Annotated in this window: 18 protein-coding genes and 1 other RNA gene; 16 read left to right on the top strand and 3 right to left on the bottom strand. The window is 70.9% G+C overall.

Annotated elements, in window-relative coordinates:
- Positions 1-3 precede the first annotated feature (3 nt).
- On the bottom strand, positions 4-615 hold the full coding sequence (locus H490_RS22185) for a cupin domain-containing protein (protein ID WP_017883645.1): 612 nt from the start codon (positions 613-615) through the stop codon (positions 4-6).
- A 114-nt stretch (positions 616-729) separates the two neighbouring features.
- Positions 730-1,095, bottom strand: coding sequence for a DUF2568 domain-containing protein (locus H490_RS22180; protein ID WP_017883644.1), 366 nt, complete (start codon positions 1,093-1,095; stop codon positions 730-732).
- Positions 1,096-1,372: 277 nt separating this feature from the next.
- Between H490_RS22180 and H490_RS22175 the strand changes: the two genes are divergently transcribed.
- From H490_RS22175 to H490_RS22145, 7 genes are all read left to right on the top strand, one after another.
- A complete protein-coding gene (locus H490_RS22175; protein ID WP_228407095.1) occupies positions 1,373-2,638 on the top strand; it encodes an amidohydrolase family protein in 1,266 nt (421 codons plus the stop codon).
- 325 nt (positions 2,639-2,963) lie between these two features.
- Positions 2,964-4,550, top strand: a complete 1,587-nt coding sequence (locus tag H490_RS22170) for an ABC transporter substrate-binding protein (protein ID WP_017883641.1) — start codon at positions 2,964-2,966, stop codon at positions 4,548-4,550.
- A 165-nt stretch (positions 4,551-4,715) separates the two neighbouring features.
- Positions 4,716-5,723 (top strand): ABC transporter permease, encoded by a 1,008-nt coding sequence (locus H490_RS22165; RefSeq protein WP_017883640.1) that lies wholly within the window; start codon positions 4,716-4,718, stop codon positions 5,721-5,723.
- Entirely contained in the window at positions 5,720-8,278 is a 2,559-nt protein-coding gene (locus H490_RS22160) for an ATP-binding cassette domain-containing protein (RefSeq protein ID WP_069187458.1), read from the top strand. Before H490_RS22165 ends, H490_RS22160 begins: the two co-directional genes overlap by 4 nt.
- 39 nt (positions 8,279-8,317) lie before the next feature.
- Positions 8,318-8,923, top strand: coding sequence for an NfeD family protein (locus tag H490_RS22155; RefSeq protein ID WP_017883638.1), 606 nt, complete (start codon positions 8,318-8,320; stop codon positions 8,921-8,923).
- A gap of 11 nt (positions 8,924-8,934) precedes the next feature.
- Positions 8,935-10,614 carry an SPFH domain-containing protein gene (locus tag H490_RS22150; protein WP_017883637.1) on the top strand — a complete coding sequence of 560 codons (1,680 nt, stop codon included), beginning with the start codon at positions 8,935-8,937 and terminating at the stop codon, positions 10,612-10,614.
- Positions 10,615-10,618: 4 nt separating this feature from the next.
- Positions 10,619-11,242, top strand: a complete 624-nt coding sequence (locus H490_RS22145; RefSeq protein ID WP_152424217.1) for a PH domain-containing protein — start codon at positions 10,619-10,621, stop codon at positions 11,240-11,242.
- 80 nt (positions 11,243-11,322) lie between these two features.
- Here H490_RS22145 and H490_RS22140 read toward each other — a convergent pair whose 3' ends face one another.
- Positions 11,323-11,877 carry a YqaJ viral recombinase family protein gene (locus H490_RS22140; protein WP_041205270.1) on the bottom strand — a complete coding sequence of 185 codons (555 nt, stop codon included), beginning with the start codon at positions 11,875-11,877 and terminating at the stop codon, positions 11,323-11,325.
- Positions 11,878-12,233: 356 nt separating this feature from the next.
- Between H490_RS22140 and H490_RS22135 the strand changes: the two genes are divergently transcribed.
- The 9 genes from H490_RS22135 to H490_RS22100 all read left to right on the top strand — a co-directional run bounded on the left by H490_RS22135 (position 12,234) and on the right by H490_RS22100 (position 24,822).
- Positions 12,234-12,956, top strand: coding sequence for a response regulator transcription factor (locus H490_RS22135; protein WP_031289882.1), 723 nt, complete (start codon positions 12,234-12,236; stop codon positions 12,954-12,956).
- Positions 12,957-13,281: 325 nt separating this feature from the next.
- Positions 13,282-13,791, top strand: a complete 510-nt coding sequence (rplJ, locus tag H490_RS22130) for a 50S ribosomal protein L10 (RefSeq protein ID WP_017883633.1) — start codon at positions 13,282-13,284, stop codon at positions 13,789-13,791.
- Between the two features lie 80 nt (positions 13,792-13,871).
- Complete coding sequence (rplL, locus tag H490_RS22125) at positions 13,872-14,255, top strand: 50S ribosomal protein L7/L12 (protein WP_017883632.1); 384 nt, start codon at positions 13,872-13,874, stop codon at positions 14,253-14,255.
- Between the two features lie 254 nt (positions 14,256-14,509).
- Positions 14,510-16,228, top strand: a complete 1,719-nt coding sequence (locus H490_RS22120) for a hypothetical protein (RefSeq protein WP_017883631.1) — start codon at positions 14,510-14,512, stop codon at positions 16,226-16,228.
- Positions 16,229-16,509: 281 nt separating this feature from the next.
- Entirely contained in the window at positions 16,510-18,246 is a 1,737-nt protein-coding gene (locus tag H490_RS22115; protein WP_017883630.1) for an ABC transporter ATP-binding protein, read from the top strand.
- The gene (locus tag H490_RS22110) at positions 18,246-20,294 is read left to right on the top strand and encodes an ABC transporter ATP-binding protein (RefSeq protein ID WP_017883629.1); all 2,049 of its coding nucleotides are present in this window, start codon (positions 18,246-18,248) and stop codon (positions 20,292-20,294) included. Before H490_RS22115 ends, H490_RS22110 begins: the two co-directional genes overlap by 1 nt.
- Before the next feature lie 232 nt (positions 20,295-20,526).
- Entirely contained in the window at positions 20,527-23,118 is a 2,592-nt protein-coding gene (locus H490_RS22105; RefSeq protein ID WP_017883628.1) for a S8 family serine peptidase, read from the top strand.
- 5 nt (positions 23,119-23,123) lie between these two features.
- An RNA gene (gene ffs, locus H490_RS31325) (signal recognition particle sRNA small type) lies at positions 23,124-23,220 on the top strand.
- A gap of 114 nt (positions 23,221-23,334) precedes the next feature.
- Complete coding sequence (locus H490_RS22100) at positions 23,335-24,822, top strand: phytoene desaturase family protein (RefSeq protein WP_017883627.1); 1,488 nt, start codon at positions 23,335-23,337, stop codon at positions 24,820-24,822.
- The last annotated feature ends 105 nt before the right edge of the window (positions 24,823-24,927 follow it).

Genomic DNA, 24,927 nt, shown 5'->3' with positions numbered 1-24,927 from the left:
GGATCAGATGTCGCTTCGGGCGGGGGAGATGATCCACATCACTACGGCGCTGCGGTCGGTGATGTTGGCGAAGGAGTGCCCGACCTTCGGATCGATGAGGATCGCGTCGCCCGAGTGCAGGTCGTAGGTCGTGCCGTTCCACTGAAACTGGAGCGAGCCCTCCAGCACGTGGACGCACTCCTCTTCGCCCTCGTGGGTGTAGGGCTCGGGGCCCGAGGTCCGACCCGGCGCGACGACGTTGTGGTGGATCTCCAGATGTCGGGCGAGCGGCGGCGTGAGGAGGTAGTCGGCGCTGCCGTCGGGTCTGAATATCCTGCGACGGTCTGCGACTCGCACGAGCCGGTCGTCGGCTTCGCTCGAATCGAACTCCTCTGCGAAGAGCGCCCCCATGTTCTCTCCGAGCGCCAGGCAGATGCGGCGGAGCGACGCGATCGACGGGCTCGTGAGACCGCGTTCGACCTGGGAGAGGAAACTCTCGGAGACCTGGGCATCCGCGGCGATGCTCTTGAGCGACCGCTGCTTGCTCTTTCGCAGTTTGCGCAGTCGGATCCCCAGCGAGCGCTGCTCGTCTGAAGCGGCAGCGGCACCCTCCTGGTGCGGACCATGATCTGCCACGTTCGGCGACTCCCAACAGCATCGATAGAGCGGGCTGCTGTGCGGCTGCAGCCAGTTCGTAACCTATCGCATAGCCCCTGCCGCTGCCAAGGTTGTCGCGCGAGGGCGCCGCGTCTAGCCGCGGCGGTTCGAGGCGAGGTAGCCCACCACCGCGCCGGCCACGCCGTAGATCGCCGGTGCGACCCAGAAGACGCCCAGCGCGAGCAGCGCCGCGACGGCGGCCGCGAGCAGCAGCAGCTCGAAGAGGGCCTGCGCGAAGCGGTCGGTGCGCAGCACGGGGCGCGGCGAGAGGAACAGCGCCCACAGCAGCACCGAGAGCGCGAGGAACCCAAAGCCGGTGAGTAGACCCGGCAGCGGCAGCGGCCAGGCGACGAAGCCCCACACGGTCACCGATGCGACGGCGACGAGGTGGAAGAGTCCGCGCACGAGCTGCAGGGTTGCGGCGGCGGGGGTGGGCTGAACGTCGGAGGTGCTGGTCACCGCACCATTCTATTCGACCCCGCACGCGCGCTCGGCCGCGGGCGCCCAGGGTCCACGCGGGAACGCGGCTGCGCGGCTGCGCTGCTGCGCGGCTTCGCGTGAACGCTGCTGCGCGGCAGCCGAGCCTCCCCCGAATCGGGAGTGCTAGATTGCTGCTGCGATCGCGGGCGGTGGCGATTCGCCGTCTCGGATCGGCGGCGCAGCCCGTGCGAGCGCCGTTCGTGAGCGGCGCGAGCGTGCTGCGGGTGTGGTGCGATGGCAACGGGATGGAGTGAGCGTGAGCAGTGGGACGGTGCCATCCGCGAGCGGCGGCGACGCGGTGCGCGGGATCCGGATCCTCGATGAGCGCGGCGGCTTCACCGCGCCGTGCCGCGTCTCGTGGGGCGCCGGCGTCTTCTCGCTCGGGGGACGCGAGCGCGAGACCGATCTCGCCCCGACGAGCTGGGGCGCCGACGAGCTCTGGCTGATCCCGGGCCTCGTCGACGCCCACCTGCACGCCGCGTGGCACGCCTTCGACGCCGACGACCGCGCTCGTCTGAGCGAGGCGCAGACGCTCGCCGCCACGGAGCGGGCCCTCGCTCTGACGCTCGCGGCGGGGTTCACGAGCGCGCGCGACGCCGGAGGTCTCGCGGCCGACGCGCTGCGCACGATCCCGCCTTCCGCGCGGCCCCGGACCCAACTCTCGGTCCGCATCATCGACCGGCGGGCCGCAGACGAAGCGGGCGGCCTCGACCGCGCCGTCGAAGCCGTGCTCGAGGCGGGCGCGCGCTGGGTGAAGCTCTACGGCACGGCGGGCATCGGATCGCCGCCCGGCGCGGGGCTCGATCCCGTGTTCACCGCGACCGAGGTGCGCGATGCCGCGGTGCGGGCCGAGCGAGCGGGCGCCGGCGTGATGGTGCACGCGTGGGGCGGCCGGGCGATCGACGACGCGATCGAGGCCGGGGCGCTGAGCATCGAGCACGGGATCTTCCTCAGCGACCAGCAGGCCGCGCGGGCCGCGGAGCGCGACATGACGCTCGTGCCGACGCTGCGCATCTACAGGCTCGTGCAGCGCATGATCGATGCCGGCTCGCTGCCCGCGGCGCTCCGGGCGCGGGTCGACGAGGCGGTCGGCGCGCACCCGCGCGCCGTGCTGCGCGCCCGCGATGCGGGGCTGCGGGTCGCGCTCGGCACCGACTACGGCACCCCGCAGCAGCACGGCGCCAACGCCCGCGAGTTCGACGCGCTCGTCGGTGCGGGGCTCACGCCGGGGGAGGCGCTGCTGGCGGCCACGCGCTCGGGTGCGCAACTGCTCGCGCGGGTCGCGCCGCCGGATCCCGCTGCGGTTCGGGAGCGCACTGGTGCGCCGGATCCCGCTGCGCTCGCCGGGCGGATCGTCGAGGGCGCCGTCGCCGACGGTGTGATCCTGCGCCGAGACCCCTCGCAGCCCGGCGCGCTGAGCGATCCCGAGTCCATCGCCGCGGTGCTGCTCGGCGGCAGTGCGATCGACCCCGCTGCGCTGCGCGCGCGGCTGATCGGCCCCGCTGCGCCCAGCGCGGTCTGATCGCCCGCCCGGCTCCCGCACGGCTCCCGCACGGCTCCCGCCCCGCCGCAACCGCCCGGCTCGGAGGGCTGCTCCTCAGTGTGCGCTGTCGATGCCTTCGCCCCGTCGGAATCGGGTCCCTTCCGGCCCCGTGCCGGGGAGACACACGGTCGAGAGTCACCCCGTCGTGATTGGAAGCGCGCGAGGGCGGGGAGGCTCGGGGCGAGGGTGGTTCTGCGACGTCGCGCAGAAGTGGTCCATTGATAAGCGCTCGGTTAGCGTATTGAGATAGACCACGATGCGGCGCGCCAGCGCCCGATCCCGAATCGCACCCCGAGGAGCCCCCGTGCCCAGACAGCCCCACACCGAGACGCGCCGACGCCTCGCGCTCGCGACCGCCTCGCTCGCCGCCGCGGCCCTGCTGCTCAGCGCCTGCGCCGGAGGCGCGAGCCCGCAGGGCGAGGGCGACTCCGCCACCCCGGTCACAGGCGGCACCCTCACCTTCGGCCGGGTCGCCTCGGTGAACGACCTCGATCTCAACCAGCAGATCACCGCGAACAACGCCTTCGCGATCGACAAGATCTTCGAGCCGCTCGTCGCGTTCGACGAGCACGGCGAGATCGGCCCCTGGCTGGCCGAGTACGACGAGAGCGACGACGGCCTCGTCTACACCTTCACGCTGCGCGAGGGCCTCGCCTTCTCGAACGGCGACGACGTCACCCCCGACGACGTCGTGTTCTCGCTGAACCGCCACCTCGAGGTGGGCGGCCCGCTGCCGCTGACCGCGCCCATCGCGAGCATCGAGGCCACCGGCGAGCGCGAGGTGACGATCACGCTCGAGACGCCGTACACGCCGTTCCTGTCGGAGCTGTCGGGCTTCTCGAACGGCATCCTCCCCGCCGACTTCGGCGGCGCGACCGAGGAGGAGTTCTTCCAGAATCCGGTCGGCACCGGCCCCTTCGCGGTCGACGAGTGGGATCCCAACGGCGACATCTCGTTTGTGAAGAACGAGCACTACTGGCAGGAGGGCAAGCCCTACCTCGACGGGCTCGTCTACAAGTTCATCGCCGACGACACGCAGCTGCGGCAGCAGCTGGCCGCCGGCCAGATCGACGCGATCGACACCGTCCCGGCCGCGAACGCCGCCGAGGTCGACGCGGCAGCCGACACGGTGCTCTCGCAGACCGACGGCTGGTCGACCGAGCAGATCTTCTTCAACACACAGCGCGAGCAGTTCGCCGATCCCCATGTGCGCCGCGCCATCGCGCACGCGCTCGACCGCGAGGGCATCACCTCGGCGACCACCTTCGGCACCGCCGAGGTCGCGAACGCGCTGCTGCCGCCCACCATCACCTACTCGGCGAACGACACGGTCGAGGCGCTCGACTTCGACGTCGACGCCGCGAAGGCCGAGCTCGCCCAGTCGGCCTATCCCGACGGGTTCGAGACGACGCTGCTCATCGCGAGCGGCAACTCGCAGCGCGCCCAGATCGCGCAGATCGTGCAGGAGTCACTGGCGCAGATCGGCATCGACGTCGAGATCGAGCAGCTCGACATCGCGGTCTTCCGCGAGCGCTTCTTCGCCTACGACTACGACTTCATGATCAACAGCGGCCAGTCGGACGCCCCGGACCCCAACGGCTTCATCACCTTCCAGGCCGATCCCGAGGGCTTCAGCAAGTCGTACTGGACGCACTACACGGACGACCGGGTCACCGAGCTGATGCACGAGGGCCGCACGATGCCCGCCGGCGACGAGCGGGAGGCCGTGTACCGCGAGATCCAGCAGATCCTCGCCGACGACGCGCCCTACATTCCGCTGTTTTTCCCCGCCAACCTGAAGGCCACGACCGGCGACGTGCACGGCTTCACCGTGCTGCCGAACTCGAGCGTGCGCTTCGAGGACGTCTGGCTGACCGGCGGCGGGCAGTAGGGCGCCTCTGGCGCCCGAGGCGCGAGCCGCGAGGCCCCGTCTCGTGCGAGGCGGGGCATCGCGGCTCCGCTGCGGTCTTCGGGCGCGCCGCTGCGGGGCGGAGCCCGCGGGCGGGCCGCGTCGGCAGGCCGAGTCGATGTCGGAGGTCGCAAGTAGGGTGAGACCGTGAAGAACCAGCGGGCGCGACGGGTGCTGCGAGCGGCGGGCAGGATCGCCGCTCGCATCGTGCCGGTCGTGCTCGGGGTGGTGGTCGCGGTCTTCTTCCTGCTGCGCATGGTGCCGGGCGATCCCGCGGCCATGATCCTCGGCGAGCGGGCCACCCCCGAGTCGGTCGCGCAGCTGCGCGCGCAGCTCGGGCTCGATCAGCCGCTGTGGCGGCAGTTCACCGACTTCGCGGTGCAGGTGGCCACCCGCTTCGACACCGGCGACTCGCTCGTCACCGGGGTTCCGACGCGCGACCTGATCCTCGCCAAGGCGCCGGTGAGCCTCGGCATCGTGGTGCTCGCCGTCGCGCTCGCGGTGCTCATCGCGGTGCCGCTCGCGCTCGCGGCCGCGCTGCGCCGCGACAGCTGGGTGGACCACGCGGTGCGCGTGCTGCCCGCCGTCGGCATGGGCATGCCCCTCTTCTGGATCGGCCTGCTGCTCATCATCGTGTTCGGGGTGCAGCTGCGGTGGTTCCCGGTGGGCGGCGTCGGATCCGGCCCCGGCGAGCCGCTGCGCAGCCTCTTCCTGCCCGCGCTCGCCGTCGCCCTCGGCATGGCCCCGCCGCTCATCCGCTCGCTGCGAGCCCAGCTGCTCGAGGTGCTGGGCGCCGACTTCGTGACGACGCTGCGCGCGGCGCGCGTGCCCGAGCGCCGCATCCTCTGGCGGCACGTGGTGCGCGGGGCGGCGCTGCCCACGCTCACGCTGCTGAGCGTCAACACGGCGTACCTCATCGGCGGCACCCTGGTGGTCGAGAAGGTGTTCGGCATCGACGGGCTCGGCACGCTGCTGTTCCAGTCGATCGGCAGCCGCGACTTCCCGGTGGTGCAGGGCGTGGCACTCACCTGCGCCGTGCTGGTGGTGCTGGTCACCACGTTGGCGGGGGTGCTCGCGGCGCTGCTCGATCCGCGCCTGCGCGTGGGCGAGCAGCCCGAGGCGACGCGGTCGGCCGCCGAGGGGGCCGCGCGATGAACGCCCTGCGCCGCCTGCGACGGTCACCCGCATTCGTGGCGGGGGCGACGCTGTTCGCGCTGATCCTGCTCGCCGCGCTGCTCGCCCCCGCGCTGGCGCCGTACCCTCCGAACGCGCAGAACCTCACCGGAGGTCTACTGCCGCCCTCGCCCGAGCACTGGTTCGGCACCGACCAGCTGGGCCGCGACGTGCTCTCGCGCATGCTCTTCGCCGCGCAGACCGACCTGCGCGTGGCGGTGCTCGCCGCGCTCGCGCCGTTCGCGATCGGGGTGACGGTCGGCCTCGTCACCGGCTACTTCGGCGGCGCGGTCGACTGGGTCGGCTCCCGCGTCATCGACACCGTGATCGCCTTCCCCTTCTACGTGATCGTCATCGCGATCGTCTTCGCGGTGGGCGCCGGCGAGGGCGGCATCATCGTCGCCTTCGCTCTGGTGGGGTGGGTGGGATACGCCCGGGTGCTGCGCGCGATGACCGCGTCGCTGCGCGAGGCGGGCTGGGTGCAGGCGGCGCGCGGCGGCGGGCTGTCTCACGCGCGCGTGCTGCTGCGGCACCTGCTGCCGAACGTGCTGCCGCAGGCGATCGTGCTGCTCGCCACCGAGATCGTGCTCATCATGGTGGCGATCGTCACCCTCGGCTACCTCGGCCTCGGCATCCAACCGCCCACGCCCGACTGGGGCACCATGATCTCCGACGGGCAGGCCTTCATCACCACCCACTGGTGGTTGTCGGCGCTGCCCGGCCTCGCGGTCGTGCTGACGGGGGTGGCCCTCTCGCTGCTCGGCGACGGGGTCGGCGACGCGCTGCGCATCGGCGACGAGGGCGTCGCCCGCCGCGGCGAGCGGGGCGACGGGCGCGGCGGTCTCCCGCTCGGCGGGCAGCGGCTCGCGACCCGTCTTCGAAGGTCGGGGCCGTCGGCCCCGCACGGTGCGGGACGGCTCGAGCCGGGCGAGGTGCGCGTGCGCGGCCTCCGGGTGGAGGCGGTCGGGCACGGCGCGCGCGACTCGGGGGGCCGCAGGCCCGCGCTCGTCGACGGCGTCTCGTTCGAGGTGCGGCCCGGCGAGGCGCTCGGCATCGTCGGCGAGTCGGGATCGGGCAAGAGCCTCACCCTCCGCGCCCTGCTCGGCATGCTGCCCGCCGGCACGCGCGTCGCGGAGGGCGCGGCCGCCGCCGGCGGGCCGGTGCGCATGGTCTTCCAGGACCCGCTCACGGCCCTCGACCCCCTGACGCGCGTCGGCGTGCAACTGCGCGAGGCGGTCGAGGCCTCGGACGGCGGGCCCCGCGGGGCGGCACGCAGGCGCGTGCTCGAACTGCTCGAGCAGGTGCGCCTGCCCGACCCGCAGCGCATCGCGCGCGCCTACCCGCATCAGCTCTCGGGCGGTCAGCGGCAGCGGGTGGTGATCGCCATGGCCCTCGCCGGAGACCCGGCGGTGCTGCTCTGCGACGAGCCCACCACCGCACTCGACGTGACCGTGCAGCGCCGGGTGCTCGATCTGCTCGACGAGCTGCGCCGCACCCGCGGCATCACGCTCGTGTTCGTGAGCCACGACCTCGCCGTCGTCGCCTCGATGTGCGAGCGGATCGTCGTGATGCGCGGCGGGCGCGCCGTCGAGACGGGTGCGACGCAGCAGGTGGTGCGAAGCGCCCGCGACCCCTATACCCGCAGCCTGCTCGAGGCCGTGCCGACGCTGCCCGATCCCGCCCCCGATCCCGCGGATGCGGCCGAGCCCCTGGAGGCGGAACCCGCGGGGCGCGAAGACGGGCAGCGGTCGCAGCCCGCGCTCGAGGTGCGCGGCGCGCAGGTGAGGTACGGTCGGTCGGTCGCCGTCGACGGCGTCTCGCTGGCGGTCGCGCGAGGCGGCGCGCTCGGCATCGTGGGGGAGTCGGGGTCGGGCAAGACGACGCTCGCCCGCGCCATCGTCGGGCAGCTGCCGCTGACCGAGGGCGAGATCCTGCTCGACGGCCGCCCCCAGCCGCCTCGGCGGAGCCGCGCGGAGCTGCGGGCGGTGCAGCTCGTGCCGCAGGACCCATACTCGTCCCTCGACCCGCGCATGACCGTGGCGCAGACGCTGGAGGAGCTGCTGCGCGTGCACGGGCTCGTCCGCCGCGCCGCGCCGCGCCGCGCCCGCATCGCCGAACTGCTCGAGTCGGTGCGCCTCGATCCCGCGCTCGCGCATGCGTACCCGCACGAGCTCTCCGGCGGTCAGCGCCAGCGGGTCGCGCTCGCCCGCGCGCTCGCGGTGCAGCCGCGGGTGATCGTCGCCGACGAGCCGACGAGCGCGCTCGACGTGTCGGTGCAGGCGAGTGTGGTCGCGCTGCTGCAGGAGCTGCGGCGCGAGCCCGGGGTGACGCTCGTGCTCGTCTCGCACGACCTCGCCGTCGTGCACGAGCTGTGCGAGGCGGTGCTGGTGATGCGCGGGGGCGAGGCCGTCGAGAGCGGCGGATCCGCCTTCTTCACCGCCCCCCGCACCGCGTACGGTCGCGAACTGATCGGCGCGGTGCCGCGGTTGCACGGCGCCGCGCGACACCCGTCCGTGACGCCCCGCCGGGCGCCTTGATACGCTGCCAGTACCGGACCGCATGAGAGGAGGCCCTCGATGGACGGCATCATGAACTGGTTCGAGCGACTGCTCGACGGCTCGTTGGTCACGGGCGGCATCTTCCTCATCATCGGCATCGTCGGCGGCGTGCTGCTGCTCGTGTCCCTGCTGCTCGACGGCATCTTCGACGCCTTCGACTTCGGCGACGGCCCCCTCAGCCTCACCACCATCGCCGCGTTCACCGCGATCTTCGGCTTCACCTCGTTCGCGAGCGTGGGCGCCGGCATGGCGACGCCGATGGCCGCGATCGTCGGCTCCCTGGCGGGCGTGGTCGGAGGCGCGGCCGCCTGGTGGCTGTCGCGCATGATCCGCGGAGCCGAGTCGAGCACAGCCGTGAGCGGCGTCGACCTGGTGGGATCCGAGGGCGCGGTCGTGCTCGCGATCCCCGAGGGCGGGCTCGGCGAGGTCGCGATCACGCGCCACGGCGAGCGCATCTCGCTGGCCGCATCTGCCGACACCGCGATCCCGCGCGGGGCGGCGGTGCGCGTCACCCAGACCGTCACCTCCACATCGGTGCGCGTCGAGCCGCTCGTGCCGCCCGCCGCTCCGGAGCAGGCGCCCGGCCCGTCCGGCCCCGATCCCGCAGCAGACCCCCCTCAATGAACGGAGAATGAATGTTGCTCGCAAGCCCGGCGATCATCGGTATCTTCGGCGCGGTCATCGCGCTGGTACTGGTGGCACTCGTCATCATCAAGCGGTACCGCATCGCCAAACCGGATGAGGCGATCATCGTCACCGGAGGCAAGGGCAAGGAGGTCGTCGACGCCGCAGGGCACAAGTCGCGCGACCTGTCGGGGCAGAAGGTCGTCACGGGCGGCGGCGTGTTCGTCGTGCCGTTCGTGCAGAAGTCGTTCACCATCTCGCTGCGCTCGCGCCGCCTCTCCATCACCACTGAGGCGCAGACCACCGACGGCATCACCATCCAGGCGCAGGCCGTCGCCGTCGTGAAGGTGGGCGGCACGCAGGAGATGATCCGCGCCGCCGCCCAGCGATTCCTCTCGAACTCCGACGAGATCGACGAGTCGACGCAGGAGGTGCTGTCGGGCTCGCTGCGCTCGATCATCGGCGGGCTGACGGTGCTGCAGATCATTCGCGACCGCGCGGTTGTGGCCCAGAGCGTGCTCGAGGCCGCCGAGGAAGCGCTCACCAAGCAGGGCCTCGTGGTCGACACCCTGCAGATCCAGGAGATCCGCGACGCCGCCGACTACATCGCGAACATCGGTCGCCCCGAGGCGGCGAAGGTGCGCCAGGCGGCCGACATCGCCGAGACCAACGCCTACCAGGCCTCGCAGGAGGCGAAGATCTCGGCCGAGAAGGTGCTGCTCGACCGCAATCGCGAGCTGAAGCTGCGCCAGGCCGAGATCCAGGCCGAGACCGACAAGGCGACGGCGCAGGCCTCGGCGGCCGAGCCCCTCGAGCAGGCCATCCAGCAGCAGGCCATCGTCGAGCAGCAGCAGATCACCGCGCAGAAGGAGGTGGCGCTGCGCACCGAGAAGCTGAACGCCGACGTGCGCGCCGTCGCCGAGGCCGAGGCCTACCGGGTCGAGGCGCTCGCGAAGGCCGAGGCCACCGCCTCGGTGTCCGCGGCGGAGGGCCGCGCCAAGGCGATCGAGCGCGAGGGTCTCGCGAACCGGGCCGCCCGTATCGCGGCGTCCGAGGCGCTCGAAGCGGAAGGTCGCGCCGAGGCCGCGGCGCTCGAGGCGAAGGGCACGGCCGAGGCCGCGGCCATCGACGCCCGCGCCCGCGCGCTCGAGACGCAGTCGCAGGCGGTGCTCGCGCAGGAGCTCATCCACCTGCTGCCCGAGATCGCCGGCGAGTACGCGCAGGCGATCGGCGCGATCGACAACATGACCGTGGTCTCGGCCGACGGCTCGTCGAAGGTGACCGGCGACGCCATGGGCAACATCAAGGGCATGCTCGAGATGGCGCGCGAGACCGTGGGCATCGATCTCGTCGGCATGCTCAACGGCGTGGTCGCGGGCGGCGCCGCGGGCGCCGCCGCCGGGCGCGCCTCCCAGGCGAAGCCGCAGGCCGACCGGGCCGATTCGGATCCCGCGCAGCGGGAAGAGGCCGTCTCCGGTCGCGGTTCGGGCAACGACCCCCGCACCGCCGAGCGCCTGGCCGACGCGGCTCAGGACCTCGCGGCTACGGCGTCCCGCACCGCGTCGGAGGCCGCCGACGCCGCGGGCTCCGTCGCCGACGCCGCGGGTGACGCGGCGCAGCGCGCGGGGAGCACCGCGGTGAACGGCCTCGACGGCTTCGGCGCCGCGCCTCAGCAGAACCCGGCAGAATAGGGGTATGCCCTCCCGCAGCCCACGATCGATGACGGCGGAGGTCGAGTCGGTGCTCGGCCCCGCTCCGGCGAGCTACTCGCAGCCGGAGATCGTGGTGCTGCGGTTCCGGCGGCACGGGCGGCGTCTCGTGTGGCCGGTGCTCGCACTGGTCGCGATCGCCGGCGCCGCCGGCTTCTGGGTGGGCGCGCTCCCCGCCGCGTGGATGAACCTCGCGGCCGCCGCGGGCGGGATCCTGCTCGCCCTGCTGCTCGGGGTGCTGCCCGTCTTCTCCTGGCTCGCCCACCGCACCACGGTGACCACGCGGCGCGTGATCCGGCGCCAGGGCCTCTTCTCGCGGCAGCGCAGCGAGGTGCCGCTCGGGCGGGTGCGCGAGGTGCGCTCGCGCCGCGGGCTGGGCCAGCGGGTGTGGGGCGCGGGCGACATCGAGCTGCTGCACGGGGCCGAGAGCCTCACGCTGGTGGACGTGCCGGACAGCGAGCGCGTCGCCGACGCCCTGCAAGAGCTGATGGAGCGCAACTACGAGCACTCGGCGCGGGTCGAGCAGCGGCTCGCGAACCTGCCGGGCGCTGCGGCGGCCCCCGCGGCCGCGCTCCCGCAGGATCAGGCCGGGCCGGTCTCGTTCTGGTGATGCGCGCCCGTCGATGAGCCGCGCCGCCCGGCCGCTCATTGCTCAGCGGCTTGCGAGGAGACCGCGGGACGTTCGCGGTCTCAGGTCGTGCGGGTGATGAGCACGTCGATCAGCTGCCCGGCGAGGTTCACGAGCCGCTCGATCTCGCTCTCGTCGCGATCCACCCAGCGGCACTCCGGATCGCCGACGGGCACGAAGTTCTCGTGCCGCTCCCACACCACGAGCGTGCGCTCGGCGCCGAGCACGTACTGCTGCCACCAGACCTGGCGCAGATAGTTGCGCGGGATCGAGCGCCACTCCTTGTTGGTGGTCTTGATCTCGGCGAGTTCGACGGTGCCGCGGTCCCGATGGGCGAGCCCGTCTGGGGTGGCGAGGTGCCGCAGATCGGCCTCGGCGTGGAAGAGGGCCTGGCTCGGCGAGATCTCGTGCTCCCGCAGCACCCACGCGGCGATCTCGGGCTCGCGCGCCTTGCCGTGCGCGGTGTAGGCGTTGCCGGTGAAGCGGCTGCCGTGCAGCTTCTCGTGGGCGGCGGCCTCGATCGAGCGCCGGCTGGTCAGCTTCGCCACATCGGTCGCGGTGATGCCGCGAGCTCGTGCGCGCATCCAGGCCATGCGATCCGTGCCGTCGGTCACCATCCGGTGCAGGTAGGCGGGGAGCAGATCGGTCACCGCACCAGTCTTCCATGCCTCGCCCGAGACGGCGATCCGGGCTCGCCCGAGAGCCCCGAAAACTCCCTACTGTCGCGCAAAAGCCCTGCACAGGCCGGATTACCTGCCGCGAATCGGAAAGTTCGCTGACAATACAGCGAGAGAGCTGGATGCTCATCAGCTGTTGGGTGCAACTCTGGAAAGGAAAGCACTAGGCTCGTGAAGACAAGTTCCCCGAGTGCACACATGAATTCGGGTCTCGGGGGGGAAATATCGATCTGGTGCGCTTCGGCGTTGACTTCTTCTCAGCGCGATTCGTGCCAGATGAGAAGGGCACTCAGAACATGGAATCTCAGGCATTGAAGCGCGCCGATGGTGGGAAAGTGCGCGCTCTCGTCGTCGATGACGAGGAATCGATCACGCAGCTCGTCGCAATGGCGCTGCGGTACGAGGGGTGGGATGTCGAGACCGCCGTGAACGGCGAGGAAGCGCTCCAGAAGATCCGCTCCTTCGAGCCCGATGTCGCCGTGTTCGACATTCTGCTGCCCGACTTCGACGGGATGCAGCTGCTGTCCCGGGTGCGCTCGGACGGGCGCATGTTCCCGGTGCTGTTCCTCACGGCGCTCGACTCGGTCGAGGATCGCGTGAACGGACTCACCGCAGGCGGGGACGACTACGTGGTGAAGCCGTTCAGCCTCGAGGAGCTCATCGCCCGCCTGCGCGGGCTGGTGCGCCGCTCTCAGGTGGCGCTTGCGCAGGAACCCGATCCGGTGCTGCGCGTGGGCGATCTCACACTCAACGAGGACAGCTACGAGGTGGAGCGCGCAGGCGAGCCGATCACGGTCACGAACACCGAGTTCGAGCTGCTGCGCTACCTGATGCGCAACCCGAACCGCGTGCTGTCGAAGGCGCAGATCCTCGACCGCGTGTGGGCCTACGACTTCAACGGCAAGTCGACGGTGGTCGAGCTCTACATCTCCTATCTGCGCAAGAAGGTGGATGCGGGTCGCGACCCGATGGTGCACACGGTGCGGGGTGCGGGCTATATGCTGAAGCCGGCGAACTGATCTCTCGGGGATCGGGGTGCGGGAGCCGAGGATCGCCCGGGTGTTCGCCCTGGTTCCGGTCCCGCGCCCCGAATCGCCGATCGTCGGTTCGTGTGATAGAGTTGCCGACGGCCAAAGACCGTCGGTAGGGTCCGTGAGGATCCCGGAACGTTCGCGAGAGCGAAGACCTGCGCAGGTACGAACTCCTTGAGAGTGGGATCGGATCCCGTTCTTCACAGAAGCTCCGTGCGTGCGCGCCGGAGCTTTTCCCGTTTCAGGGGAGCATCCGAGCGGCACGGCCCCCGAGCGGCAGCCGCCGCACGGGTACGACAAGCTAGGGAGCGCCATGGCTACGAAGGACGCTACGGTTGCCGATCTTCAGCAGAAGTTTGAAGAGTCGACCGCCGTTCTGCTGACTGAGTACCGCGGTCTCACGGTTGCCGAGTTGCGGAATCTCCGCAACAGCATCCGCGAGCACGCGACGTACGCTGTGGCGAAGAACACGCTGACCAAGATTGCGGCCAACAACGCCGGGATCACCGCTTTCGATGACGAGCTCGCCGGTCCTTCGGCGCTCGCCTTCGTGCACGGTGACACCGTCTCGGTCGCCAAGGCTCTGCGTGACTTCGCCAAGGCAAACCCTCTTTTGGTGGTGAAGGCGGGCTACTTCGATGGCAACGCCCTGACCGCCGCTGAGGTAGGCAAGCTTGCCGATCTCGAGAGCCGCGAGGTGCTGCTGGCCAAGGCCGCCGGCGCCATGCAGGCTGCTCTGGTCGGTGCGGCACAGCTGTTCAACGCTCTGCCCGCCAAGGCCGCACGCGGCTTCGGCGCGCTGCAGGAGAAGCAGGACGCGTAAGGATTCGGCGCACGCCGGTTCGATACACATACACCCGCCTCTCGCGCACCGCGTGAGGGCAAACATCAAGGAGATACACAATGGCTAAGCTTTCGACTGAAGAGCTGCTCGAGCAGTTCAAGGAGCTCACCCTCATCGAGCTCTCGGAGTTCGTGAAGGCGTTCGAGGAGACCTTCGACGTTTCGGCTGCCGCCCCGGTCGCCGTCGCCGCTGCTCCGGCCGCCGGTGGCGCTGCCGAGGCCGTCGAGGAGAAGGACGAGTTCGACGTCGTCCTCGAGTCGGCCGGCGACAAGAAGATCCAGGTCATCAAGGTCGTGCGCGAGCTGACCGGCCTGGGCCTGGGCGAGGCGAAGGCCCTCGTCGAGGAGGCTCCCAAGAACGTGCTCGAGGGCGCGAAGAAGGAGGACGCCGAGGCGGCCAAGGCCAAGCTCGAGGAGGCCGGCGCGGGCGTCAAGCTCGCCTAAGTCTTCCGAGACTGCCGCTCTTCGCAACGCGAAGCAACGCAGGGGCGGGATCACTTTCGGGTGATCCCGCCCCTGCTGCGTGTCGGGGGAGGGAGCGGATCCGGCGTCCGGTGCGATCGGGGTGCGGTGCCCGGGTCTCGATTCGGTTTCAGACCTTGAAAAAAATTGGATCCCGTCTACTATGGCTTGCGGGGGCGCCGCGGGCGGTATCGACGATGCCCTCGTTCGAACGCAGACCTGGGGGACTGAACCACATGAAACTGAAGCGCGCACTGTCCGCGGTGACCGCCATCGGACTCACCGTCTCGGCGCTCGCGCTCGGGGGCGCCGCAGCGACGGCCGTTCCGAGCAGCGACGTCTACTTGCCGGCGGCGGAGATCGTCACGACCACCGATGCAGCGACCGAGTCCCAGTTCTACAATCAGTGGCACTTCGATCCCGAGCCGGGCAGCAACGGGGTGGCCGCGCAGCACCCGAACGGCTTCACGGTCGGGGCGGGCAGCGTCGTGCACGCGATCAAGGGCAACTATAACGACCTCGTCGGGCCGGGCGAGGCGCTCGCGGATCCCGCCTCCATCGCCGAGCTGGCGGCGAGCCTCTCGCTCTCCATCTCGGACCCGTCGCGCACGACCTACCAGATCCCGGTGTTCTACGGCCACGACGGCGCCGCCTGGAAGTTCACCATGCTGCGCAAGAACGTCGCGCACGACGACAACCGGTGGATCTCGTCCGCCACGATCCCGGCCGAGGGGTCCGCCTCCGAGATCAGGGCGGAGTACGAGTACCCGCTCGCGCAGATCATCGCCGCGCTCGAGGCGAACGGCGATCCGCGGGCGATCGGCGCGGGCTTCTTCGTCGACCGGCCGACGAGCGAGCTCATCGTCTCGTCGTTCACCGCGGGCGGCGTCACCACCCGCTTCTACGCCGCACCGCCGGCGAGCGCCGATCCGCGCGGAACCGACACCGGCTTCGTGCACGCCGACAGCATCTACGTGCGCGCCGAGCTGAGCGAGGACGCCTACGCCGGCTGGCACGAAGAGGTCGAGGATGCCGCGGCGCGCGGAACCTTCGAGTCGGTCGTCGCGCCGAGCGGCGATCACGTCAGCGGTCTGCGGGTCACCGGCAAGTCGCAGCTGATCAACGGCTACGCCGACGATGCCCGCCCCCGCAACTCGCTGCCGCAGATCCTCGACGAGGGCTTCGTCATCGACGGCGCCGCCGAGGCGGGCGCCCGGGGCTTCGAAGCCCAGATCCCCGTCTTCTTCCAGCAGGAGGGACGGATCGGCCAGCAGTTCACCACGCTGCGCGCCGCGGTGCCGGCCGACGGCCGGCTGACCTCGGGCTTGCCGTGGGCCTCATCGCGCGACCTCGGCGCCGTGCCGGCGAACACCTACACCGATCTGAACGCGATCATCGCCGCGCTCGGCGACTACGAGATCATCGGTCACGGGTTCACCGTCGAAGCGGGGGCGGCGCTCGTGAAGAACGTCTCGTTCAACGGGCACGCGACCACCTTCGCCACCGCGCCGGCCCCGATCGTGCCGGCTCCGAATCCGTCCGATCTGACCCCCGAGACCGAGGGGCTCATCAGCGCCGCGCCGACCGCCGCTCCGGGCGCCACGATCACGATCGAGGTCGGCACCGAGTGGGCGGGCCAGACCGTCGACGTCTACATCTTCTCCGAGCCCCGACATCTCGGCGCGCACCTCGTGAGCGCGGCCGGCACGGTCGAGGTCGTGCTGCCGGCCGACATGAGCGGGGTGCACAGCCTCGCGGTCTACGCCGCGGACGGGACGCTCATCGGGTGGCAGACCATCACGCTCGCATCGGGCGGCGGGGCCGGGGGCGCGAAGCTCGCCCGCACCGGCGCCGAGGAGACCGCGGTGCTCGGGACCGGGATCGCGGCGCTCGCGACGATCGTGCTGGGCGGCGCGGCGATCGGCTCGCAGGCACTGCGCCGCCGCTCGCTCTAGCGGCGCCCTTTTCGAAGCTGTTTTACGGCAAACCGCNCGTCGTTTGCAGAAAAGATCTTCGAAAACTTCGGGTGATCCCGCCCCTCCCGTCTTCGGACGCCCGGTGCCCGGGTAGTGCCGGGCGCCCGGGTGGCGCCCGCGGCTCGAAGCTGGTACAGTTGCCCGGCTGTTCTGATCCGATCCGGGATCCCCTCCGCCGCGCTCCGGATCCTCTCGCCGCCTCCGGCCGACCGCGAATGTCGGTGGTGCGCATCAGAATGGCACACGACGAAAGGATCCTCGTGGCCCTCATCTCCCTCACGCTTCGGCACGCGAAGAAGTATTGGCCGTTCATCGCGGCCGTGCTCGTGCTGCAGCTGCTCTCCACCATCGCCGCGCTGTGGCTGCCCAGCCTCAACGCGCAGATCATCGACCGCGGCATCGCCCAGGGCGATACCGACTTCATCTGGCGCACGGGCGGCTTCATGCTGATCGTGTCGCTCGGGCAGCTCTTCACGGCGGCGGCCGCCGTCTACTTCGGTGCACGCACCTCGATGGGCGTGGGCCGCGATCTGCGCCGCGAGGTCTATCGCAAGGTCGACTCGCTCAGCACGCTCGAGGCGACGAAGTTCGGCGCGGGCACGCTCATCACACGCGGCACCAACGACGTGCAGCAGGTGCAGATGCTCGTGCTGATGACCCTCAACTTCATGGTCTCGGCGCCGATCATGGCGATCGGCGGCATCATCATGGCGCTGCGCGAAGACGCCGGCCTGTCGTGGCTCGTATGGGTCTCGGTGGCGGTGCTCGCGGTCATCGTGAGCTTCCTGGTGTGGCTGCTGCTGCCCCTGTTCCGCACGATGCAGGATCGCGTCGACGCGATCAACGGCGTGCTCCGCGAGCAGATCATGGGCATCAGGGTCGTGCGCGCCTTCGTGCGCGAGAACTTCGAGGCCGATCGATACGAGGTAGCCAACCGCAACATCACCGACGTCTCGGTCAAGGTGGGCAACATCTTCGTGCTCATGTTCCCCGTCATCATGATGGTGCTGCACTGCGCCACGGCCGCCGTGCTGTGGTTCGGCGGGCACCGGGTCGATCAGGGCCTCGTCGAGGTCGGTTCGCTCACCGCGTTCCTGCAGTACCTGCTGCAGATCCTCATGGCGGTGATGATGGGCGTCTTCATGACGATGATGATCCCGCGAGCCGTGGTCTGCGCCGAGCGCATCCGCGAGCTCCTCGACACCGAGTCGACGCTCTCCTTCCCGACAGCCGAGACGATGCCGACGCCCGCCAGGGGGCGCGTCGAGTTCGATCACGTCACCTTCGGCTTCCCCGGCGCCGAGAAGCCGGTCATCAAGAACGTGAGCTTCGTCGCCGAGCCGGGCCAGACCACGGCGATCATCGGCTCGACCGGCGCGGGCAAGACGATTCTGCTCAATCTGATGCTGCGCCTCTACGATCCGCAGCAGGGATCCATCACGGTCGACGGCGCTCCCATCTCGGCGCTCACGCGCGCGCAGCTCGCCGAGGCACTGAGCCTCGTGCCGCAGCGACCCTACCTGTTCTCCGGCACGATCGCCTCCAATCTGCGCTTCGGCCGGTCCGATGCCAGCGACGACGAGCTGTGGGAGGCGCTCCGCGTCGCCCAGGGCGATGACTTCGTGCGCGCCAAAGAGCTGCAGCTCGAAGAGCCCGTCTCGCAGGGCGGCACAAGCGTCTCGGGCGGCCAGCGCCAGCGCCTGTCGATCGCCCGCGCGCTCGTGGCGAAGCCCCGCGTGTATCTGTTCGACGACTCGTTCTCGGCGCTCGACGTGGCGACCGATGCGAAGCTGCGGGCGGCTCTGCCCGACGCCACGAGGGGCGCCACGACGATCATCGTGGCGCAGCGGGTGTCGACCATCACCGACGCGGATCAGATCCTCGTCGTCGAAGACGGCGAGATCGTGGGGCGCGGCAGTCATGAGCAGCTGCTCGAGACCAGCGAGGTGTACCAGGAGATCGTGCGATCGCAGCTCGAAGAGGCGGAGGCGGCCTGATGGCTGAGAAGAAGAACGCGCAGGCCGAGGCCGCGGTGCAGGCCGACGAGTTCGAGCTGCCCGACGACTACCAGCCCGACGCCGACGACTGGTCGGGTTCGCAGCCGGTCAAGAAGGCCAAGCACTTCTGGCCGTCGGCGAAGCGGCTCGTCGGCCTCCTCGCGCCCGAGAAGTGGCTCTTCTCGCTCGTGGTGCTGCTCGTCGTGGGCTCGGTCGTGCTCACGGTGGTCGCGCCGAAGGTGCTCGGCCAGGCGATGGATGTCATCTTCAACGGCATCCTCGGCAAGCAGCTACCCGCCGGAGTGCCGATCGAGCAGATCATCCAGGGCGCGCGCGACGAGGGCAACACGCAGTTCGCCGACATGCTCGAGGGGGCGAACGTGGTGCCCGGCGAGGGCATCGACTTCGGCCTGCTGAGCCGCCTCATCCTCGCGGTGCTGGCGCTCTACCTCGTGGCGTCGTTCCTCATGTGGCTGCAGGGCTACATCCTCAACCGCATGGTGATGCGCATCGTCTACCAGCTGCGCCGCGACATCGAGCACAAGATCAACCGGCTGCCCCTCAGCTACTTCGACGGGCGTCAGCGCGGCGACGTGCTCTCGCGGGTCACGAACGACGTCGACAACATCCAACAGGCGCTGCAGCAGGCGTTCTCGCAGCTGGTGCAGTCGCTGCTCACGGTGATCGGCATCACCGCGATGATGTTCATCGTGTCGTGGCAGCTCGCGCTGATCGCGCTCATCGCGCTGCCCCTCTCGGGCATCATCGCGGGGGTGGTCGGCGTGCGGGCCCAGAAGCTGTTCGTCGCGCAGTGGAAGCACACGGGCGACCTCAACGGGCACATCGAGGAGTCGTTCACCGGGCACGAGCTCGTGCGCATCTTCAACCGCGACGCCGAGATGGCCGAGGAGTTCGACCGCCGCAACGAGGGGCTCTTCGACGCCGCCTACAAGGCGCAGGCGCTGTCCGGCACCATCATGCCGGCCATGCAGTTCGTGCAGTACCTCAGCTACGTGCTCATCGCCGTCGTCGGCGCCCTGCGCGTCACCGCGGGGCAGATGACCCTGGGCGACGTCACGGCGTTCATCCAGTACTCGCGCGAGTTCTCGCAGCCGATCAGCGAGATGGCGAGCATGGCGAACATGCTGCAGTCGGGCGTGGCCTCGGCCGAGCGCACCTTCGAGCTGCTCGACGCCGACGAGCAGCAGCCCGACACCGCCTCCGAGCGGCTGCCCGAGCGCACCGACGGGCACGTCGAGTTCGACGACGTCTCGTTCAGCTACGATCCCGAGACCCCGCTCATCGAGGGTCTCTCGCTCGAGGCCAGGCCCGGGCACACGATCGCGATCGTGGGCCCGACCGGCGCCGGCAAGACCACCCTCGTCAACCTCATCATGCGGTTCTACGAGCTGAACAGCGGGCGCATCCTGCTCGACGGCGTCGACATCACGCGACTCTCGCGCGCCGAACTGCGCGGCCAGGTGGGCATGGTGCTGCAGGACGCGTGGCTGTTCGACGGCACGATCCGCGAGAACATCCGCTACGGACGGCTCGACGCCACCGACGACGAGGTCGTCGAGGCGGCCAAGGCGACAATGGTCGACCGCTTCGTGCGGCAGCTGCCCGACGGCTACGACACGGTGATCTCCGAGAACGCCTCGTCGCTGTCGGCCGGCGAGCGGCAGCTGCTCACGATCGCCCGCGCCTTCATCGCGAACCCGTCGCTGCTGATCCTCGATGAGGCCACCTCCTCGGTCGACACGCGCACCGAGGTGCTCGTGCAGCAGGCCATGCGCGCGCTGCGCACCGACCGCACGTCGTTCGTGATCGCGCACCGCCTCTCGACCATCCGCGACGCCGACACGATCCTCATGATGGAGAACGGCAGCATCGTCGAGCAGGGCTCCCACGAGCAGCTGCTGGCGAGGCGCGAGGCGTACTACCGCCTCTATCAGGCGCAGTTCGCCGGCGAGGTCGACGAGGCGCACGCCGAAGAACTGCTGACGGGATCCATTCCCACGGTGCAGCCGGAGCAGCCCGAGGGCTGATCCCGGCCTCAGCGCTGATCGTGCGGCCCGGGAGGGCGACCGGAAACGGTCGCCCTCCCGGACCGTTGCCGATCCGGGGCCGTGTCCCGCCCGGTCCGCCGCTCGGCGTTCCCCGGAAAGCTCCGCCCCGGTGGGATGGGCATTACCTCCCTTTGTGATGGACGGTGTGCAAATATTCCGATAGCCTCTCCCTCGTCGGGTGCCGAGCGGCAGCCGCGGAAAAGGGGAGACCATGCGCGCATCGATGCGCCGAGGGATCGCAGCGTGCGCCGCGATCCCGCTGCTGATACTGTTCGCGGCACCCGCCGCACACGCGGAGGGCGAGGAGCAGGATCCCGCAAGCACCCTCTCCGGGCGCATCGCCGAGGCCGCCGCATCGGGGGCCGCCACACCCGAGGAGATCGCCGAAGCCGCGGCCCTGCCGGTCGACGGCGAAGGCAGCCTCACCTTCGACAGCGCCGAGCGCATCACCGTCTCCGTGATGTTCGATGCCGCTCCCGACGAAGCGCAGCTGGCGGCGGTCCGAGCGAGCGGCGCCGAGATCGAGACCGTGCTCGAGATGTTCGCCGCGGCCACCGTCAAGATCGCGCCCGAGCACCTCGAAGCGCTCGCGGCGGTGCCGGGCGTCGCGAGTGCGATCCCCGCGCTGAAGCCCTTCACCGGAACGGACCGCTCCACCGCCGTCGTCGGCCTGCGCGGTGAGATCGCGGCCCTCACCGGTGCCGCGCCCGCTGTGGCTCCGGCCGCCGCGACGCCCGCCGGAGCCCCGTGTGGGCCGATCCCCATCGAGGCCGACGCGCCCCTGAACGCCGACGACGCCCGCAGCGGCTTCGGCGTTGACGGCACCGGCGTCACCATCGGCATCATCTCCGACTCCTTCGCCAAGACTACGGCGCCCACGTCCTGGCAGAACGACGTGGAGTCGGGGGCCCTGCCCGGGCCCGAAAACCCCTGCGGGCGCACCCTTCCCGTCGAGATCGTCTCCGACCAGCAGTCCGGTTCGGACGAGGGCCGCGCCATGGCCCAGCTCGTGCACGGCATCGCCCCCGGGGCGAAGCTGCTCTTCGCCGACGCCGGTTCGAGCGACATCGGGATGGCCCAGAACATCTTCAATCTGGCTCAGGCGGGCGCCGACATCATCGTCGACGACATCACCTGGCCGTCCGAGACCTACTACCAGCAGGGCTTCATCTCCGTCGCGATCGAAGAGGTGAAGGCGCAGGGCATCACGTACTTCACCTCGGCCGGCAACTCCACCGGCATCGGCTCGAGCGGCGCGAGCACGGGCAAGCCGATCTCGTCCTGGCAGACCACCGCCTACCGGCCGACCGCGTGCCCCGCATGGCTGCTCGACCCCAGCGGCGATCCCCTCGACGGACAGACCGTCGACTGCCTCGACTTCGACCCCGACCCCGCGGCCGACACCCCCTACGACACACTGCAGATCAGGGACAACCTCTACAACGGGCAAGCCCAGCTCCAGCCCATCGGTTCGATCGGCGAGCCGCTGCACGGCGTCACCACCGGCTACGTGCTGCGCTTCTACGAGGTGGTCGACGCTGCGACCGACGATGTCGAGCTCATCGGGCAGGTCGGGCAGTTCGGCCCCACGCACCCCGGTTTCATGGGCGCTGTGACGGTCGACGAGAACACCGAGGTGCGCATGGTAATGGTGCGCACCGCGCACGACCCCGACCCCGCCGCGCGCCAGCCCGCCGTGTTCCTCTCCTTCATCCGCGGCGGCGGCGCCATCGCGGACCGCGCCCACCTCGGCAACGCCGAGCTCGGCGCGGCCGCCACCGACTGGGTCGGCGAGACCGTGTTCGGCCACGGCGCAGACGGCTCGGCCATCAGCGTCGCCTCGCTGCACTGGGACGACCCCGCGCAGGTGCGCGACTACAGCTCGCTCGGCCCGGGCACCCTGCTCTACGAGCCGGTGCGCACCGATGCGGCAGCCCCCTCGGCGCGCCTGCCGCAACCCGTGATCGTGCCCACTCCCCATGTCGCGGCGGTCGACGGCACCCAGACCACCTTCTTCGGCGAGGACGAAGGCGCGCCCGGAGCTCCCGAATACCGCTTCTACGGCACCTCAGCCGCAGCGCCGAACGCGGCCGCCGTGGCGGCGCTCGGCCTCTCCTACGCGCCCGGACTCCGCGGAGCGGCGCTCGGACAGCTCGTACTCGAGACGGCGCGCGGCACCGCCGCGGGCGGGCCCGTGAACCCCTACGCGCCCGGCTTCTCCGACGCCGAGGTGTTCGGCGCGGGCATCGTCGACGCGAACGCCCTGCTCGAACGGATCTACGCCGACTCGCCGACACCCGGCCAGATCGCCGGGTTCGCCACCACCGCGGTCACCCACACCTCGCTCACCCTCGGATGGCAGGCGGCGATCGACGCCGACCGCTACGTGATCGAACTCTTCACCGGAGAGCCGGTACCCGCCAACGCCGTCGAAGCGTCTCAGCTCGCAGCCGACCAGCTGAGCCACGCCTTCACCGGGCTGAGCCCAGCAACCGCCTACACGGTGCGCCTCACCCCATTCTCCGTGCTCGGCAAAGCGGGCACCGCCGCCGTGCTCCCCGTCACCACCGCGAACGCTCCCGTGGTGCCCACACCCCAGCCGGTGCCCCAGCCCGCACCCGACCCGCAATCCGCCGGAGCGAAGAACCTGCGCCAGACCGGCGGAGAGAGCAGCACCCCGCTCATCATCGGGGCCGTCGCCCTCGTGGTGCTCGGCGGAGCCGCCGTCGCACTGGCCGTCGCACAGCGCCGCAAGCGCGCCGCCGCGAACGGCATGGACGAAGCAGGCGACGACATCGGCTAGACTAGTGAGGCCCCCCATGCGGTGGCATCTCGGCGAACTCCCCCAGGTCGGAAACGAAGCAAGGGTAGTCGGGCTCTGCCAGGTGCATGGGGGGTCTTTCTCTGCTTATTCGCCTACTGGCGTCGGTGGGCCCGGCGCTGTATTAGGCGTGCATGCGAGGCCTGTCTATGCCTATTTGCCTGGGCTGATGTAAGTCCCTAACGCTACGCTGGGCGCATGACCTCAGCCGGCGCCGCCGTCATCGGGGCAGGGCCCAACGGCCTCGCCGCGGCGGTCACCCTCGCCCGCGCGGGAGTTCCCGTCACCGTGTACGAGGCGGCCGAGACCATCGGCGGCGGCGCCCGCACCCAGCACCTCGTGCGCCCGGGCGTGCTGCACGACGTCTGCTCGGCGATCCACCCCATGGCCCTCGCCACCGGCTTCTTCCGCGCCTTCGAACTCGAGCGGCGCATGGGCTTCGTGGTGCCCGAGGCCTCCTACGCCAACCCGCTCGACGGTGCAGCCGGCGGCGGCGATGGCCGGGCCGCCGTGGCCTACCGCGACCTCCAGCGCACCGCCGCGGAACTGGGCCGCGACGGGACAGCCTACTCTCGCCTCTACCGCCCTTTCCTGCGCCGACTGGAGGGGGTCGTCGACTTCGCCCTCGGCGGCTCCATGCTGCGCTGGCCGAGCGACCTACCAGCCGCGATCCTCACCGGCCTGCGCACCCTCGAGCAGGGCACACCGCTCTGGAACGCCCGCTTCCGCGAGCAGGCTGCGCCGGCGCTGCTCTCCGGGGTCGCCGCGCACAGCATCGGCCGCATGCCCGGCCTCGCATCCGCCGGGGTCGGTCTGGTGCTCGGCGCGCTCGGTCACGCGAGCGGCTGGCCGGTGCCGGTGGGCGGATCCCGGGCCATCACCGACGCGCTCGCGGCCGATCTGCTCGCTCACGGCGGGCGGATCGAGACCGGGCACCCCGTCTCCGATGTGCGCGAGCTGAGCGGCTTCCGGGTCAAGCTCTTCGACACCTCGGCTCGCGGCCTGATGCGGATCGCGGGATCGGCACTGCCCGGCCGCTACCGGCGAGCGCTCGGCCGCTTCAGGTACGGAGACGGGGCCGCCAAGGTCGACTTCGTGCTCGACGGGCCGATCCCGTGGCGGGATCACCGTGTCGCGGAGGCCCCCACGGTGCACCTCGGCGGCACCCGGGCCGAGGTGGCCGCGACCGAGCTCGAGGTGTCGCGGGGCCGGCACCCGCAGCACCCGTACGTGCTGCTCGCGCAGGCCGCCGCATTCGATCCCGCGCGCGCGCCGGTGCGCGAGGGCGACCTCGAACTCACCCCCGTCTGGAGCTACACGCACGTGCCGAGCGGGTCGACGGTCGACATGGCGCAGCCCGTGATCGACCAGATCGAACGGTTCGCCCCCGGGTTCCGCGACCGGATCCTCGACGTGCGCGTGATCACGGCCGCGGAGTTCGCGGGCTACAACCGCAACTACGTCGGCGGCGACTTCACCGCGGGGGCCGTGACTCCCTGGCAGCTGCTCTCGCGCCCGGTGATCTCGACGGAACCGTGGCGCACCCCCGCGGCCGGCATCTACCTCTGCTCGTCGTCCACGGCGCCGGGGCCGGGCGTGCACGGGCTCTCGGGCTGGTACGCGGCCCGCTCGGCGCTGAAGCACGAGTACGGGCTGCCGGATCCCGAACTGGGCCTCGACGCATAGCGACCCCACACCCACCCCCAATCCGATCCGATCCGACCCCGGCCTCCGCCGTTGGTATGGGATCTGCCGAAGATATGGGGATATCGGAGCGGGAGGCCATACCTA

This window comes from Leucobacter sp. UCD-THU, from assembly GCF_000349545.1.
In the GTDB taxonomy this organism is placed as follows: domain Bacteria; phylum Actinomycetota; class Actinomycetes; order Actinomycetales; family Microbacteriaceae; genus Leucobacter; species Leucobacter muris.
Note: the sequence above shows the minus strand (reverse complement) of the source record. Positions and strands in the feature narration are given on the sequence as shown.

Bases quoted from the DNA above. Each gene is read 5' to 3' on its own strand.
- H490_RS22160 (WP_069187458.1), top strand. From the start codon at position 5,720: ATGAACGCCCTGCGCCGCCTGCGACGGTCACCCGCATTCGTGGCGGGG.
- H490_RS22155 (WP_017883638.1), top strand. From the start codon at position 8,318: ATGGACGGCATCATGAACTGGTTCGAGCGACTGCTCGACGGCTCGTTG.
- H490_RS22150 (WP_017883637.1), top strand. From the start codon at position 8,935: ATGTTGCTCGCAAGCCCGGCGATCATCGGTATCTTCGGCGCGGTCATC.
- H490_RS22145 (WP_152424217.1), top strand. From the start codon at position 10,619: ATGCCCTCCCGCAGCCCACGATCGATGACGGCGGAGGTCGAGTCGGTG.
- H490_RS22140 (WP_041205270.1), bottom strand. From the start codon at position 11,877: ATGGTGACCGACGGCACGGATCGCATGGCCTGGATGCGCGCACGAGCT.
- H490_RS22135 (WP_031289882.1), top strand. From the start codon at position 12,234: ATGGAATCTCAGGCATTGAAGCGCGCCGATGGTGGGAAAGTGCGCGCT.
- rplJ (WP_017883633.1), top strand. From the start codon at position 13,282: ATGGCTACGAAGGACGCTACGGTTGCCGATCTTCAGCAGAAGTTTGAA.
- rplL (WP_017883632.1), top strand. From the start codon at position 13,872: ATGGCTAAGCTTTCGACTGAAGAGCTGCTCGAGCAGTTCAAGGAGCTC.
- H490_RS22120 (WP_017883631.1), top strand. From the start codon at position 14,510: ATGAAACTGAAGCGCGCACTGTCCGCGGTGACCGCCATCGGACTCACC.
- H490_RS22110 (WP_017883629.1), top strand. From the start codon at position 18,246: ATGGCTGAGAAGAAGAACGCGCAGGCCGAGGCCGCGGTGCAGGCCGAC.
- H490_RS22105 (WP_017883628.1), top strand. From the start codon at position 20,527: ATGCGCGCATCGATGCGCCGAGGGATCGCAGCGTGCGCCGCGATCCCG.
- H490_RS22100 (WP_017883627.1), top strand. From the start codon at position 23,335: ATGACCTCAGCCGGCGCCGCCGTCATCGGGGCAGGGCCCAACGGCCTC.